General features: G+C 70.4%; 13 protein-coding genes and 1 rRNA gene. 5 read left to right on the plus strand and 9 right to left on the minus strand.

Annotated elements, in window-relative coordinates:
• Positions 1-93: ribosomal RNA gene (gene rrf / locus ACFU97_RS05290) — 5S ribosomal RNA — on the plus strand; the annotation flags it as partial.
• 69 nt (positions 94-162) lie between these two features.
• A complete protein-coding gene (locus ACFU97_RS05295; RefSeq protein WP_384251147.1) occupies positions 163-714 on the plus strand; it encodes a GNAT family N-acetyltransferase in 552 nt (183 codons plus the stop codon).
• Positions 715-732: 18 nt separating this feature from the next.
• Here the strand turns inward: ACFU97_RS05295 and ACFU97_RS05300 are convergent, their stop codons facing one another.
• The 7 genes from ACFU97_RS05300 to ACFU97_RS05330 all read right to left on the minus strand — a co-directional run bounded on the left by ACFU97_RS05300 (position 733) and on the right by ACFU97_RS05330 (position 9,695).
• A complete protein-coding gene (locus tag ACFU97_RS05300) occupies positions 733-2,232 on the minus strand; it encodes a type IV secretory system conjugative DNA transfer family protein (RefSeq protein WP_384251983.1) in 1,500 nt (499 codons plus the stop codon).
• 16 nt (positions 2,233-2,248) lie between these two features.
• Positions 2,249-3,670, minus strand: coding sequence for an ATP-binding protein (locus ACFU97_RS05305; RefSeq protein ID WP_384251150.1), 1,422 nt, complete (start codon positions 3,668-3,670; stop codon positions 2,249-2,251).
• Between the two features lie 11 nt (positions 3,671-3,681).
• Positions 3,682-5,241, minus strand: coding sequence for an SCO6880 family protein (locus ACFU97_RS05310; protein ID WP_384251153.1), 1,560 nt, complete (start codon positions 5,239-5,241; stop codon positions 3,682-3,684).
• On the minus strand, positions 5,238-6,572 hold the full coding sequence (locus tag ACFU97_RS05315; RefSeq protein WP_384251156.1) for a hypothetical protein: 1,335 nt from the start codon (positions 6,570-6,572) through the stop codon (positions 5,238-5,240). The genes ACFU97_RS05310 and ACFU97_RS05315 overlap by 4 nt, the downstream gene beginning before the upstream one ends.
• Positions 6,562-7,344 (minus strand): hypothetical protein, encoded by a 783-nt coding sequence (locus ACFU97_RS05320; RefSeq protein ID WP_384251159.1) that lies wholly within the window; start codon positions 7,342-7,344, stop codon positions 6,562-6,564. Before ACFU97_RS05320 ends, ACFU97_RS05315 begins: the two co-directional genes overlap by 11 nt.
• A gap of 186 nt (positions 7,345-7,530) precedes the next feature.
• Positions 7,531-7,839 (minus strand): hypothetical protein, encoded by a 309-nt coding sequence (locus ACFU97_RS05325; RefSeq protein ID WP_003991275.1) that lies wholly within the window; start codon positions 7,837-7,839, stop codon positions 7,531-7,533.
• Positions 7,840-8,333: 494 nt separating this feature from the next.
• Positions 8,334-9,695, minus strand: coding sequence for a peptidase S8 (locus ACFU97_RS05330; RefSeq protein WP_384251162.1), 1,362 nt, complete (start codon positions 9,693-9,695; stop codon positions 8,334-8,336).
• A 443-nt stretch (positions 9,696-10,138) separates the two neighbouring features.
• Here ACFU97_RS05330 and ACFU97_RS05335 point away from each other — a divergent pair, with 443 nt between their 5' ends.
• Positions 10,139-10,912: a trypsin-like serine peptidase gene (locus tag ACFU97_RS05335; protein ID WP_384251165.1), complete on the plus strand. Its 774-nt coding sequence runs from the start codon at positions 10,139-10,141 to the stop codon at positions 10,910-10,912.
• 10 nt (positions 10,913-10,922) lie between these two features.
• Here ACFU97_RS05335 and ACFU97_RS05340 read toward each other — a convergent pair whose 3' ends face one another.
• Complete coding sequence (locus ACFU97_RS05340; protein ID WP_384251167.1) at positions 10,923-11,282, minus strand: hypothetical protein; 360 nt, start codon at positions 11,280-11,282, stop codon at positions 10,923-10,925.
• Positions 11,283-11,573: 291 nt separating this feature from the next.
• On the opposite strand from ACFU97_RS05340, the gene ACFU97_RS05345 reads away from it, so the two are divergent.
• Both ACFU97_RS05345 and ACFU97_RS05350 read left to right on the plus strand, forming a co-directional pair.
• Positions 11,574-12,581, plus strand: coding sequence for an NlpC/P60 family protein (locus tag ACFU97_RS05345; RefSeq protein WP_384251170.1), 1,008 nt, complete (start codon positions 11,574-11,576; stop codon positions 12,579-12,581).
• A 167-nt stretch (positions 12,582-12,748) separates the two neighbouring features.
• The gene (locus tag ACFU97_RS05350) at positions 12,749-13,456 is read left to right on the plus strand and encodes a phosphatase PAP2 family protein (RefSeq protein ID WP_384251173.1); all 708 of its coding nucleotides are present in this window, start codon (positions 12,749-12,751) and stop codon (positions 13,454-13,456) included.
• 105 nt (positions 13,457-13,561) lie between these two features.
• On the opposite strand, the gene ACFU97_RS05355 is transcribed toward ACFU97_RS05350, so the two are convergent.
• The gene (locus tag ACFU97_RS05355; RefSeq protein WP_384251176.1) at positions 13,562-15,124 is read right to left on the minus strand and encodes an FAD-binding oxidoreductase; all 1,563 of its coding nucleotides are present in this window, start codon (positions 15,122-15,124) and stop codon (positions 13,562-13,564) included.
• Positions 15,125-15,245: the final 121 nt, after the last annotated feature.

A 15,245-nucleotide genomic window follows, 5' to 3' on the forward strand; every position in this document is an offset into this window, starting at 1 on the left:
ACGCCCGGTTACATTCCGAACCCGGAAGCTAAGCCTTACAGCGCCGATGGTACTGCAGGGGGGACCCTGTGGGAGAGTAGGACGCCGCCGAACAATCTTTGAGAAAACCCCCGTACCAATAATCGGTACGGGGGTTTTCTGCGTTCCGCTACCGTTGCGAGCATGAACTACAAGGTCCGTTCCATACACGTCGACGAGTGGCCCGCGGCGAAGGCCCTGCGGCTTGCCGCGCTGCAGGACGCCGTAGCGCATCTGGCTTTTCTGGAGACGTACGACGAGGCGCTGGCGCGGCCGGATTCCTTCTGGCAGGAGCGGGCCGTCGGTGCCGCCGAAGGGGCGACCGGGGCGCAGCAGATCATCGCCGAGGGGCCCGACGGGGAGTGGGTCGGGACGCTGACCGTGCTCATCGAGGACGTCGGCACGACCGACTGGGCCGGGTTTCCCGTGGAGCGGACGCAGGGGCATGTCGTGGGCGTCTTCGTCAGGCCCGAGTGCCGGGGCATCGGGCTCACCGAGGTGCTCTTCGACGCCGGGCTGGAGTGGGCGTGGTCGCGCGGTGCCGAGCGGGTGCGGCTCATCGTGCACGAGGACAACGGACGGGCCCAGCGGCTGTATCGCAAGGTCGGGTTCGAGCCGACCGGGGTGACCGTGCCGTTGGGGCAGCACTCCGCGGAGTCCGAGCTGGAGTTCGCCGTCGAGCGGGACGCCGGCTGACGCGCCGAACCCGGTGCGCTAGACCGGGAGTTCGTCGTGCGGCCAGCGGGAGCGGCCCTGTTCTCGGGAGCGGAGCAGGGCCAGGGTCGGCAGGCCTCGCTCCGCTCCGGTGGCCAGCAGCTCCGGGAGCTGGGGAAGCGGAGCCACGGCGGCCACATCGTCGAGCACGAGCGTGAGTGGTGGGTCGAGGCGACCGGAGGATGACCGTTCGGCCATGTGCCGGCCGCGCTCGACCACGCTGGAGACGAGGGCCGTCAGGAGGGGCATCGCCCCCGGATTGGTCCTGGGGTCCTCGATGGACTCCCCCACTACATAAAGCGTGCCCCCTTCGTGGACGAAGGAATCCAAGGCGAGGGCATCGGTGCGGTTTGGAGTGCAGGCCTCTCGGATGTTGACCGTGAAGAGGGAGGACAGTGCTCTGCTGGTCAACTCCTGTGCCATGTCGCGACGTTCGGGGTGCGCGGTGAGCGCGGCCTCGAGTTCGCCGGCGCAGCCGGGAGCCGCCTTGGGGTTCGTCCGGAGGATGCGTACCGCGTCCTGTACCTGGGCGCCCTGGGCCCAGCGGTGGACATGGCGGGTGGTGCGGCCGTCGACGGCCGCGGCGTGCAGATAGCAGCGCAGGAGCGTTTCGGCGGTCGCCGCGAGGGCCTGGTCGAGCTTGGCCGTGGGGCGGATCGCGGCGAGCAGTGCGGCGGACCTGGCCGTCGCCGTCTGCTTGTCCTCGCAGCCGGCCGTGGGGGACCAGTGCAGACGGGCCGGGGTGTCGCAGAGGTGGGCGGGATCGTAGAGGAGGACGGGGCCCAGTTTCTGCCGGGCGTCCTTGGTGTCCGACCAGACCGCGGGGTTCGAGGTGATGACGAGGGCGGCGCCCTCCGCGTCGCGTACGGCCTGGGTGGCGGTCGCCTGGCGGCTTTCCCGCGGGGCGACGACAAGGCGTTCCTGGCCGGCCGTGACGGGTTCCCCGCCGAAGAGGGGGGTGGTGGGGGCCGCTTCCTCGTGCAGGACCGTGGTCTCCGGCTGCGGTGGTGCCGTCCTCGGGGTCGGTACCTCGTGGTGCGCCGGCAGGGGCTCGGGGGCGGGGGCGGCCGCCGGAGCGGGCTGCTCGACGGCCGTGTGGTCCTGGGCCGCGCGGTGCCCGGCCGCCCGTTCCATGCGCCGCTGGAGGCGGACCGCGCGCCAGCGGGCGACGGTTCCCATCACGAACACGGTCAGGACGACCAGCACCATCAGCTGGCCGATGAACAGGCCCCAGAAGAGGCCGTATCCGGAGAGCTGGGTCTTCGGGGTGTCGGGCCAGGCGCCGGGGATGTCGTGCGGCCGGCCGATGAGGTGGCGCATGGCGAGGGGGGTGCGGACGAAGGTGACGCCCTGCGGCCAGCCGCCCTTGGCGAACCAGCCGGCGAAGCCCGTGGCCGACCACACCAGCAGGGTCATGCCGAGCAGGAAGGCGAGTATGCCGAGCAGGAGGCCGTCCGGGATGCCGCCCTGGCCGTCCCGTCCGCGGTCGTCCGGTCTCACCACGTCCCGCCCTCCCCTACGCCACCGTCGACTCGGACGGGCCCTCGTAGTCGCTCAGATGCTGTTCCACGAAGGCGGCCGCGCGCTCCTCCGCCTCCAGCTCGGCGGCGTGCAGGGCGTCGTCCGTGAGGTCGGTGGACGACTCCGTCATCGCGCGGTCGGTGAAGACCAGCGGACGTTCCGTCTCCGTGATCAGGTGTTTGACCACCTGGACATTGCCGTTGACGTCCCAGACCGCGATGCCCGGGGTGAGCGTGGGGATGATCTCCACGGCCCATCGGGGCAGGCCCAGCACCCGTCCGGTCGCCCGTGCCTCGTCCGCCTTCTGGGCGTAGATCGTGCGGGTCGACGCCATCTTCAGGATCGCGGCCGCCTCCTTGGCCGCGGCCCCGTCCACCACGTCGGACAGGTGGTGGACGACCGCGACGAAGGACAGACCCAGGCGTCGGCCGAACTTGAGCAGCCGCTGGAACAGCTGCGCCACGAAGGGGCTGTTGATGATGTGCCAGGCCTCCTCGACCAGGAAGATGCGCTTCTTCCGGTCGGGGCGGATCCAGGTGTGCTCCAGCCACACGCCGACGATCGCCATCAGGATCGGCATGGCGATGGAGTTGCGGTCGATGTGGGACAGGTCGAAGACGATGAGGGGCGCGTCCAGGTCGATGCCGACCGTCGTCGGGCCGTCGAACATGCCCCTGAGGTCACCGTCGACCAGACGGTCCAGCACCAGGGCGACGTCCAGACCCCAGGCCCGTACGTCGTCGGTGGCGACGTTCATCGCCTCGGCGGACTCCGGCTCGGGGTGGCGCAGCTGCTCGACGATGTCGGTGAGGACCGGCTGGCGCTCGACGATCGTCTCGTTGACGTAGGCGTGCGCGACCTTGAGGGCGAAGCCGGAGCGCTCGTCGAGGCCGTGGCCCATCGCCACCTCGATGATGGTCCGCAGCAGGGCGAGCTGGCCGGTCGTGGTGATCGCCGGGTCGAGGGGGTTGAGCCGGATCCCGTGGTCCAGGGCCGCCGTCGGGTCCAGCCGGATGGGAGTTATCCCCAGCTCCTCCGCGATCAGGTTCCACTCGCCGACGCCGTCCTCGCCCTGGGCGTCGAGGACGACGACCTGGCGGTCGCGGAAGCGCAGCTGCCGCAGGACGTACGTCTTCTCCAGGGCCGACTTGCCGTTGCCGGACTCGCCGAGGACCAGCCAGTGGGGGGCCGGCAGCTGCTGGCCGTAGAGCTGGAAGGGGTCGTAGATGTACCCCTTGCCGGAGTACACCTCGCGGCCGATGATGACGCCGGAGTCGCCGAGGCCGGGTGCGGCCGTGGGCAGGTAGACCGCCTGGGCCTGGCCCGTGGAGGTGCGCACCGGCAGGCGGGTCGTCTCGACCTTCCCGAACAGGAAGGCCGTGAAGGCGTCGGTGAGGACGGACAGCGGATCCCGCATGCTTGTGGTCCCTACCTTCGGATGCCGGTGGCGAACGGGAGCGTGTTCACGAACGCGCGATGGTGCTCGCGGTCGCACCACTCCAGCTTCAGGTACGACTTTCCGGCCGAGGCCCGGATGGTCCGCTTGTCGCGGGCCAGGGCCTCGGGGGAGCGGGAGGAGACGGTGATGTAGCCGACGAGGTTGACGCCGGCGGCGCCGCTGGCGAGGTCCTCGCCGCGTTGGTCGAGGCGGTTGTGGGCGGCGATGTCACGGGGGTCGACGGTGCGGTTCATCTTGGCGGCGCGGGAGGCCTCCGCCACGTCGTTGGTCTTCTCGGTCAGCATGCGTTCGATGGCTACCTCGGTGGGCTCGAGATCCATCGTCACGGCGACCGTTCGGATGACGTCCGGGGTGTGGACCAGCAGCGGGGCCAGGAAGTTGACGCCCACCGGGGTCATCGGCCACTCCTTCACCCAGGCGGTGGCGTGGCACCAGGGGGCGCGCGTGGCCGACTCCCGGGTCTTGGCCTGGAGGTACGTGGGCTCCATCGCGTCCAGCTCGGCCGGCCAGGCGTTGCGCTTGGTCATCGCCTGGATGTGGTCGATCGGGTGGTCCGGGTCGTACATGGAGTGGACCAGGGAGGCGAGGCGTCCCTGGCCGAGGGGCTGGCGCACCCGGATGTCGGCCTCCTGGAGGCGCGAGCAGATGTCGGTGAGCTCGCGCGCCATGACGACCGCGAGACCCGCGTCCCGGTCCAGCTTGCGGCCGCTCTGCGGGCGGGCGGCCCGCGCCATCGCGTGCGCCTCGGCCGCGAGTTCGCGGGTGAAGTGCATGCAGGCGACGAGGTAGGCGCGGTGCTGCTCGCTGCTCGTCGACACCATCGACTGGAGTTGGTCGTACGACTCCTGCAGCCAGCCCAGGGCCTTCTCGTCGCCGCGGACGGCGACGTCCTTGGCGTGCGCGTCCGGGTCGGCCGGCAGGGTGCGGGCGAGCATCTGGAGGCGGGTGACGAAGCCGTCGCCGTTGGCGACGTGCTTGAGCAGGGTGCCGAAGCGGTCGACGAGGGCTTCCTGGTCCTCCGAGTCGCGCAGGCCGACGCCCGGGCCCTCGATCTCGATGGCCGCGGTGACCGTCCTGCGGTCCGCGTGCAGCAGTACGGCGATCTCGTCCGGTCCGAAGGGGGCGGCGAGCCAGGTGATGCGGCCGATGCCGGGCGGGGGCCCGATCTCGATCTCGCGGCCGTCGAGCCGGGTGCCGGCCTCGACGACCCCCGAGCGGTACACCGTGCCCTGCTTCAGGGTGCGCTTGTAACTGCGGTTGATCTCGAACCACTTGTAGAACGTGCGGTGCTTGTACGGCACGTAGACCGCGGCCAGCGCGATCAGCGGAAAGCCCATCAGCAGCACGATGCGCAGGGAGAGGACGGGAACGATGAGCCCGCACATCATGCCGAGGAACGCGCCCGCGATGATCAGCACGATCTCGCCGGACTCGCGGTTGCGGCCGACGATCGCGTTCGGCCGGGCGCGGCCGATGAGATAGGTACGGCGGGGCGTGACCGGATGGGACAGGTGGGACTCGGTCGTCAACGCCCTTCACCTCCAGTGCGGTTGGTACTGCTGTTGCGAGTGCTGCTTGCGTGCGGGGTGTTCACCGGGCTCGACGAACGGGGTGCGGGTGCGGCGGAGGGGACGGATCCGCCGCCACCGCCGTTCGACGTCCGGGTGCTGTGCGCGGCGACTCCGCCGGTGGCCGGGTTGGCCGGGCGGGCGCCGCCGGAGGACGACTGGCCGCCGCCTCCGTTGTCGTTGGCGCGGGCGCTGTGGGTCTTGATGCCCTGGGCGACCATGGTGGCCGGGGAGCTGATGACCGCCGCGGCCTTGCCCTCGGCGCCCTGCATGATGCGGTTGTTGCGGCCGTTGGCGATCTCGTCGCCGAAGCCGGGGACGAAGCGGTAGATCATCGCGCTGGCGAAGATGGCGAGCAGGATGATGGCGAGGCCGGAGACGACCGCGGAGAAGGAGTCGGGGCCGCCGTCGGTGGACAGCGCGCCGGCCAGGCCGAGCACGATCACGATGACCGGCTTGACCAGGATCACCGCGATCATGATGCCCGCCCAGCGGCGGACGTGGCCCCACAGGTTCTTGTCGACCAGGCCGGCGTAGACGACGGTGCCGAGGAGGGCGCCGACGTACAGGAGCGCGGCGCGGATGACGAGCTCGAGCCACAGGACGCCGGCGGCGAGGATGCTGACCAGGGAGACGACGATCAGCATGATCGGGCCGCCGCCGATGTTGTTGCCCTTGTCGAGGGCGCCGGAGAACGTGCCGAAAAAGGTGTCCGTCTGGTCGCCGGTGGTCTTGGCGAGGACGTCGGTGATGCCGTCGGTGGCGGATACGACGGTGTAGAGGATCAGGGGGGTGAAGGCGGACGCGAGGACCGTCAGCCAGAGGAACCCGATCGCCTCCGAGATGGCCGTCGTGAGGGGGACGCCTCTGACGGCTCGCTTGGCCACGGCGAGGAGCCACAGCAGGAGGGTGAGGATGGTGGAGGCGGCGAAGACGACGGCGTACTGCTGAAGGAACTTGGTGTTCGTGAAGTCGACGTTCGCCGTGTCCTTCACCGCGCCACTGAGCTTGTCGATGGTCCAGGAGGCGGCATCGGCACAGCCCTTGGCGAGGGAGGCGAGGGGGTCGAGGGTGCCGGTGGGGTCGAGACTGGTGGATCCACCGGTTCCTTTGTCGCCGCTGCCGCGTTCGCAGTAGTCCTTGGCGGGGCCCCGGATGAGGTCGCAGGGGTCGTTGCTGGTGGTCGGCTTGGGCGTCGGTGCGGCGAAGGCCCGGGTGGCCAGCAGCACGGCAGAGGCCTGGACGGTGGCGACGGTGGCTGTGATCCTCAGGAAGCGGGGGTTAGCGCGCATAGGTGAAACCTCCGAACTCCTCGACGGCCTTCGTCATGTCGTCGGCGGTGGAAGCCTTTTGATCGCGCCCGACCGGCACGGGCCCGTCCTTCTGCTGGAAGTCGGTGACCTTCCAGTCGTTGTCGATCCACTTCAGCTGGTACGTCGTGGTGTACCAGCTCTCCGTCACCGGGTTGGTCGAGCTGTCGCCTGACAGCCCGAAGAGCGACGTGTACCAGACGTCGACGGTGGCAGCGCCGGCGCTGAAAGCGGTGACCTTGGTGCCGACCGGAACGACTCGGGAGACGAAGGTCTGGCCGTTCGGCGCTCTGCCGTCCTTGTCGAGGCCGATGTTGGTCAGGAACTTCTCGCTGGAGTACGCGCTGTCGAGCGCTGACAGCCGCGTCGCGGCGACATCGGGGGCGTAGACGGCGTTGACGATGTCGTGCCGGCTCGCGGTGTTGAACATGTCGCTGGAGCCGAGCGCGACCGAATAGTTGGCCGCCGCGCTCTGGGCGCCCTGTTGGTCGTGGGCGTAGTTGGACTGGACCGGCTTTGTTCCGGTGGGGGAGGTGGCGGACGTCTTTGGTTTGTCGGCCGAGGGGGACGAGGATGAGGAATCGTCTCCTCCGCGGTTCGCGAAGGCGATCGCTGCGATCAGCAGGACGACCACGCCGACCACCGTGACCAGGCTCCGGGAGGACGAGCGGCCGCCGCGCCGTGCGCCTCCGTACACGTCACCGCCGCCCTCGGGCAGCCTCGTGCGGGTCTGCCCCTCGTCTCCGAGACTCATACCGCGTACGCCCTCTCCACCTCGTAGACATACGACGGTAGCCGGGCTGGTTCCCGCGTGGGCGCGGTGTGGTGACTCGACATCAGGGAAACGCAACCTCTGCCGGTGGGCACGACGGGCGGGTGGGGGTTGAGGGGGACCGGGCGGGCCCGGAGAGGACTGCTGGGCGCCTGCCGCCGGCGGACGTTAGACGGCCATGCCGTACACGATGGTGAACAGCGTGCCCAGGGAGCCGATGATGAAGACGCCCGTGAGGCCGGCGATGATGAGGCCCTTGCCCTGTTCGGCACTGAAGGTGTCGCGCAGCGCCGTCGCGCCGATGCGCTGCTTCGCGGCGCCCCAGATGGCGATGCCGAGGCAGAGGAGGATGGCGACCGCCATGACCACCTCGATCATCACCTTGGCCTCGTTGCCCAGGCTGCCGAAGGGGCCCCAGTCCGGAGCGATCCCGCCGATGATGGTGTTGATGTCTCCCTTGTCGGCCGCAAAGAGCATGTAAGTCACCGCCCCTGGTGGGTAGTTCCGCAGTCCTCTGCGGGTGCGCAGAGGTCAGGCTCATTCTCGCCGACAATGCCGCCGTCGTATGTCGACTTGGCGTCATTGCCTGGTGGGTTTCGTACGAATAGCAGTCAGGTCACTCTGTGTATCACGGCAGGTCACGCCGGGCAATGAGGCCTGGGCGGAACCTCGGGTGTGGTTCCGTCGTTAACCACCGTTACGGCCCGATTCGTTCCTGACGATCGGGCAGTGTGAGGGGTCGGGCCCCTGTGCTCGGGGTGACGGAGGAAGAGTATCCCGGTACGGCGGGTGGACTGCGACTCGTCGCTTCGGTCCGGCCGGTGACGGAGAGTCAGCGGTGGACGCACGGAAAACGGGCCGCGGCCGGCTGCCGTGACCCGTTTTCCTCTCCGTGCCGCCGAGGAGGCCCCACGTACTCCTCGTCCGGGCGGCTCCCCGTGACCCGACGGGGAGGTCGTGCGCCGGTGCCGTCAGCCCGTGAAGGCGCCGACGCCTTCCGGGGTGCCCCAGCCGGTCGGGCCGTCGTAGCCGGACCCGGCGGTGCAGAAGTAGCCGGTGCCGCAGGTGCCGTTGCTGCCGCTGGTCACGTCGTTGAGGGCCGAGGTGCCGGCCGCGGCGTAGGGGTACTGGGCCGGGTAGTCGCCGCTGCCCGGGGTGCCCGCGAGGGCGTAGACCGAGGCGATGAGCGGGGACGAGGCGCTGGTGCCGCCGTAGGTGTTCCAGCCGGTGCCGTCGGCGCCGTAGGTGTCGTAGACGGAGACGCCGGTGGCGGGGTCGGCGACGGCCGAGACGTCCGCGATCATGCGCTTGGCGCAGCCGGTGTCGGTCTGCCAGGAGGGCTTGGCGTCGTCGGCGGAGCAGCCGGAGCCGGTGCCCTCGGTGCTGCTGGTCCGCCAGACGCTCTCGGTCCAGCCGCGGGCGGCGGAGGAGGTGGAGAGCTTGGTGCCGCCGACCGCGGTCACGTACTTCGACGCGGCCGGGTACTCGGCGCCGTAGCCGCTGTCGCCCGCGCTGGCGGTGATGGCGACGCCCGGGTGGTTGTAGTAGGAGGAGTCGTACGTCGTGTCGGACGAGGACTCGCTGCCGCCGTAGCTGTTGCTGACGTACTTGGCGCCCAGCTTGACGGCCTCGTTGACCGCCGTGCCCAGGTTGGCGTCGGAGGCCGACTTGGCCTCGACGAGCAGGATGCTGCAGTTCGGGCAGGCCGCGCTGACCATGTCGACGTCGAGGGAGATCTCGCCGGCCCAGCCGCTGTCGGCGGAGGGCAGGGAGGTCGTGGAGCCGGTCTGGCCGACCTTCTTGAAGCAGCCGTTGGCGGTGGTGCAGGCGCTCAGGCCGTAGTACGAGCGGTAGGTGGCCAGGTCCGCCTCGGCGTTGGGGTCGTCGTAGGCGTCGACGATGGCGACGGTGCGGCCGGAGCCGCTGGAGGCGGCGGCGTCGGCGAGGCCGTAGGCGGACTGGAGGTCGGAGGGGCCGTAGCCGGTGGGGTCGGAGGCGGCGGCGTCGTGAGTGATGGTCCGGGGCGTGACGCCCTTGAGCGCGGCCTGCTTCTCCATGAAGGCGGTGGTGCCGCCGGTGACGCGCAGGGCGTCGCAGGCGGCGTAGCCCTTCTTCGGGGTCGCGGCGCAGGCCTTCTCGTAGCGCACATGGGCCTTGGCGACCTGGGCGGCGACGGCCTTGGTGTCGGTCGGGGGCGCGGCGGGAGCGGCCGCGTTCGCGTGGACGGCGGTGCCGAGGCCGGCGAGCACCAGCGCCGTGGTGGCCGCGGCGGCCGAGCTGACGCGACGCCATCTGCCGGATATGTAGGGGGAGTTGGGGGTGGTCGTACGCAACGTACAGCCTCCTGGAAGTGGTGGGCAGAGGCCTGCGGTGGGGGGCTGCCGGAGGGAGGTCCGGCAGGGGCGGCGACCCGCGTAGACCATCGCTTGTTGAGTACGCGACAAACAAGGCCGATGCGGAGTTCTGACTTCCGCATTACCGAAGGGGGTTGGGCGGTTGCCGATCGATGGCGGGGCGGTGGGGCGGGCATGGGCGCTGCTTGACCTCGTACACAGGAAACACACAGGTCAGCGACGTGGGGAGGCGCCCTCAGCGGTGCGCCAGTACGGTGGAGGTGGTTCCCGGGGGGAGCGTGGGACGGAGGGCAGCAAGGCATGGGTGTGTCGCCGGGTGGTCCGATAGGCCGCGCTCCCCGGGCGCTGCGAACGCCGTTCACGGAGAGATCTCAGTGAACGGCAGACCTTTTTCTCACCTTCGTCGGTCACAGTGGGTGCCGATGAAGCGCACCTCACGTATCAACCGCCGCATCAGCGGCCCCGTGTACGCCATGGTCCTGATCCTGGTCTCGGCCTTCACCTCGTCCTCGCTGGCGAACGCCGACGACGGTCCCGGGCCCTTCGGCGTGACCGCGACCGCGGCGGCGGGCGGCCAGAACGCGCGCGTGGGGGCGCTCTTCGACGCCGACCGCAGACCAGCGCTGGCCGGCGGGCACTTCTGCACCGCCTCGGTGGTGCACAGCCCGCACCGCGACCTCGTCGTCACCGCCGCGCACTGCCTGGACGGGGACGGGGACCTCGTGTTCGTGCCGGGGTACCGGGACGGGCAGGCGCCGTACGGGGTGTGGACCGTCCACCGGTCGTTCCTGCCCGACGGCTGGGCAAAGGGGCAGGACGAGGACAGCGACGTCGCCTTCGCCGTCCTCGAGGACCGGGACGGCAAGGGCGTCGAGGACGCCGTCGGCGGGAACCGGTTCGTGGCCGGCATGGCGACCGGGGCGACGGCCGTCACCATCACCGGCTATCCGAACACCGGCGAGGTGCCGGTCAGCTGCACCAACAAGCCGACCGCGCACAGCCCCACCCAGCAGCGGATCGAGTGCCCCGGCCTGTCGGGCGGCACCAGCGGCAGTCCGTGGGTCAACGGGGACCGGGAGGTCGTCGGGATCCTGGGCGGCCACGAGAAGGGCGGCTCCACGGACGACGTCTCCTACAGCGTCGTGCTGGGCAAGGAGGCGGCAGAGCTGTACCGGGACGCCGCCGCCGATCCGTGACCAACAGGCCCTAGTAGGTGCTGCTCGCCTGGTTCCAGAAGTACAGGGTGAGCCAGAGGGCCGGGAGCGCGAGCGGTACGTACGCCGCCGGGCGGCGGAAGACGGGCCTGCCCGGGTCCATCACGACGCCCGTGGGCGACGGTGACGGCTGCGGCAGCCTGGTCAGGCGGACATGGACGAACAGGTTCCACAGCAGGGTGGCCCAGCCGAAGAAGACCAGGGAGACCGGGCTCCACCAGCCGCCGGCGAGCGTCTTCGTGGTCATGTCGCGGTGGATCGCCACCCCGCAGGAGCGGCACAGCGGCCCCTCCATCTTCGAGAAGCGCATGGCGAGGAGCAGGCCGGTGTGCTGACGTATCGTCACCCTCATGGCCGGCGCCGCGCCGCAGACGCGGCAGACGGCGCCGGGAGGCGGTGCGTAGCCCTGGGGCGCACCGTGAGGCACGGGGGCGTACGCCCCGTTCTGGGCGGCGTACGGCGCATATTGGCTGCCGTTTGGCGCGTAACCCCCTTGTGAGGCGTACGGGTTCCCCGGCGTCGGGTTCTGCGGAGGGTACGGCGTCGCCACGTGCTGTTTTCTCCTTCTGGGTGATCGCCCCGTATCACAGGACGCGCCCCTACACTGACGTGGGCGAACGGACTCCCGGGCAGTGAGGGGCGGTTGACGGTGCGTAAGGCATGGATCGTAGCGACGGTTGCCGTCGGCTCGGCCATGGCCTTCGTGATGCTGCTCGTCGTCGGCGTGTACATCGTCGCCGGGAACCTGGTCAACGGCGTGGGCGGGGGGACGAAGGCGCTGGCCAAGGGGGCCGTGCCCGCCGCGTACTCGGCCATCGTGCAGAAGTGGGGCAACCTCTGCCCGGCGCTCAACCCCGCGCTGCTCGCCGCCCAGCTCTACCAGGAGAGCGGGTTCAACCCGAACGCGAGGAGCGCGGCGGCCGCCGAGGGGATAGCGCAGTTCATCCCGGGCACCTGGGCCACGCACGGCATCGACGGCAACGGCGACGGCGTTCGCAACGTCTGGGACCCCCAGGACGCCATCCCGTCCGCCGCGTCGTACGACTGCCAGCTCGCCTCGTACGTGAAGGACGTACCCGGGAATCTGACCGAAAACATGCTGGCCTCGTACAACGCGGGGTCCTATGCGGTGATCAAGTACGGGGGCGTGCCGCCGTACAAGGAGACGCGGAACTACGTCAAGACGATCACGACGCTCGAGGAGAGCTTCGCCGCGCCCGTCACCCGGGTCGACCCCTCCAAGCAGGCCGCGGGCGCCATCTACTACGCGCAGAAGAAGCTCGGCACGCCCTACCTGTGGGGCGGCAACGGAACGGCCGCCGACAACGGGCGTTTCGACTGCTCGGGGCTGACCAAGGCCGCGTACGAGAGTGTCGGGGTCACGCTGCCGCGCGTCGCCAACGACCAGTACAACGCCGGGCCGCACCCCAAGCGGAACGAGCTGCTCCCCGGCGACCTGGTGTTCTTCTCCACGGACCCGACCGACTCCCGGGCCATCCACCACGTGGGGATCTACGTCGGCGGCGGCTACATGATCGACGCGCCGCGGACCGGTGCCGTGATCCGGTTCGACCCCATCGACACCGGTGAGTACTTCGGGGCCACGAGGGTCACCGAAGATGGCGCGAAAGCATTGCCCACGACGGTGTGAGCTGAGCGTGAACCCACCCCCTGAGCTGCACTGATGTGTCTCTCTTCGATAACGTCTGCGTGATCATTCGGTGGACTGTGGAACGTACTAAGCGGGACCGTGCGTTCCTGTTCACGTAGGCGTGTGCGAGCGCGCCCGGCAGCAGACGACGAAGGAGCCGCAGCACCATGGCTGGACTCGCCGAATCCGGGTCGAACCCCGACGTCGACCTGCTCTACGACATCAACGGCCTGGCCAAGGACGCGCCGCACTGGTTCGACCGGGCGGTGGCGTACGTCGGGGAGTACGGGCTGCTCGTCGCCATGGTGCTGCTCGTGGTCTGGTGCTGGTGGTCCGTGCGGCGCCGGGGCGGGCAGGACGCCGCCTCGTCGGTGGCCGCGCTGGTGTGGGCCCCGCTGGCCGCCGCGCTCGCCGTGCTGGTCAACGTGCCGATACGGGGCTTCGTCGAACGGCCCCGGCCCTTCCGCACCCACCAGGGGCTGGACGTCCTGGTGTCCGGCAAGACCGACTTCTCGTTCGTGAGCGACCACGCGACGATCACCATGGCCCTGGGGGTCGGGCTGTTCGTCGCCAACCGCAGGTTCGGGCTCGTCGGCATCGGGCTGGCCCTGCTCGAAGGGTTCTGCCGGGTCTACATGGGCGTGCACTACCCGACCGACGTGGTGGGCGGGTTCGCGCTCGGCACGGCGGTCGCGCTGCTGCTCTCGCCCGTCGCGATGGCGCTGCTGACGCCGCTGATGACGGCGGTCGGGCGGTCGTCGTGGGGCGGATGGCTGGTGCGGTCCCGCTCGCGCTCGGCGGTGGGGCGGGACGCGGTGGTTCCGGGCGCCAGGACCGAGGCACCGGGGCCGGAGGAACGCGACCTCGCGGCCTGACCGCTCCGCTTGGTCCGGCCGTTCGGGGCAGCGGGACGTCTGCGGTCCGTCGTGGCCGGTCGCGCCGTTCCCCGCGCCCCTGAAAAGCGCCTGCTGCGGCGAGCCCTACAGCGCCTGCGGGTAGGTGAAGAAGCGGTTCGGGTCGTACTGCTTCTTCAGCGTCGCCAGGCGGGCCGCCGCGTCACCGTAGTAGGCCTTGCGCCAGTTGGTGAGCGTCGGGTCCGTGTAGTTCTGGTAAGCCGCCCCGGAGGCGTACGGCTTCATCGCGTCGTGGGCCGAGGTCAGCCAGGACTGGGCGGTGGAGCCCGTCGTGCCGGCCCGCCAGGACGCGATGTACTGCGCCAGCATCCGGGAGCGGCGGTGGACGAAGGCCGTGGCCGTGGGGGAGACGCGGTTGACCGCGCCGCCGAGCGCCGTCAGGGCGATGCTGCCGGAGCCGCCCCGCACCGACGTCATCTGCTTCAGCAGTGTCTGTATCCCGGTGGCCGAGATCGAGCGGTCGAAGAAGTCGGAGCGTGCCGCGTAGGTCTCCCGGCCGAGCGCGCCCTGCGGGGAGCGGCCCGGGGTGGGACCGGGCAGGTGGCACTGCGCCTGGGAGGAGAAGGAGGAGCAGCCGGCGTAGATCTCCATGGCCTCCTCGTAGCCGCGGCGGCGCAGCGAGACGCTGCTCGCGTTCGCGCCGACCTTGTCGGCCAGCCGGTCCACGGCGTTCTTCAGCTCGCCGTAGCCGCCGATGGAGAAGCAGGCGACGGAGACGGTCGGGGTGCCGCCCGCCGCGTTCGCCAGGTGCAGGGAGGACCAGATCTCGTCGGGCTGGCTCGGGCCCCACTCCTGCCAGGCCTTGACGACCGCGGCCGCCTTCGACCAGGGCCATGTGAGATAGCCCGTCACGGCCTGCGGGGCCGGGTGGGTCCTGAAGTGCAGTTCGGTCACGACGCCGAAGTTGCCGTTGCCCGCGCCGCGCAGGGCCCAGAACAGGTCCTTGTTCTCGGTGGCGTTCGCGACGAGCTCCTTGCCGTCCGCCGTGATCAGCGTCGCCTGAGTGAGGTTGTCGCAGGTCAGGCCGTAGGCCCGGGAGACCACGCCGTGGCCGCCGCCGAGGACCAGGCCGGAGACGCCGACCGTGGGGCAGGAGCCGGCGGGTATGGTCACGCCCTTCGCGGCGAGGCCGCGGTAGACGTCGATCAGCTTGGCGCCGGCGCCGACGACGGCCTGGCCGCCGCTCACCCGGATCTGCTTCAGCCGGGAGACGTCGAGGATCAGCTTGCCGTTGCCGGAGGACCAGCCCGCGTACGAGTGGCCGCCGTTGCGGATCGCGACCTGGATGTGGTGGGCGCGGGCGTAGGCGAGGGTCGTGCGGATGTCGTCGGCGTGGGCGGCGTAGGCCACGGCCGCGGGCTTCAGGCCGTCGAAGCGGGTGTTGTAGAGCTGGCGGGCCGCGGCCCAGTCGGTCTCGCCCGGGCGTATCAGGCTGCCGTCCAGGTCGTGCGCGAGGGCGGTCCAGTTCGCGGGGGCGGCAAGGGCTCCGGTGGCCCGGACCGACGTACCGGAGGACGATGAGGGGGACGACGAACTGCTGGTGTCCGCGTCGGCGGCCCCGCCTTTGCAGGCCGTGGCGACCGCGGCGAGGGCGGCCGCGCCGCCGCCTATGAACGTACGCCGTTCCATGCTGTGCCTCCCGATTGCTCTCGGGGAACGAGACGGCTCGCCGACCCCACGGGTTCCAGAAGGAAGTGTCACCGCTCTGTCACCGTGGACCGGAATCAGGGTGTGCTCTGCCCGTAAGCGT

It is taken from the genome of Streptomyces sp. NPDC057616 (genome assembly GCF_042800575.1).
GTDB lineage: Bacteria > Actinomycetota > Actinomycetes > Streptomycetales > Streptomycetaceae > Streptomyces.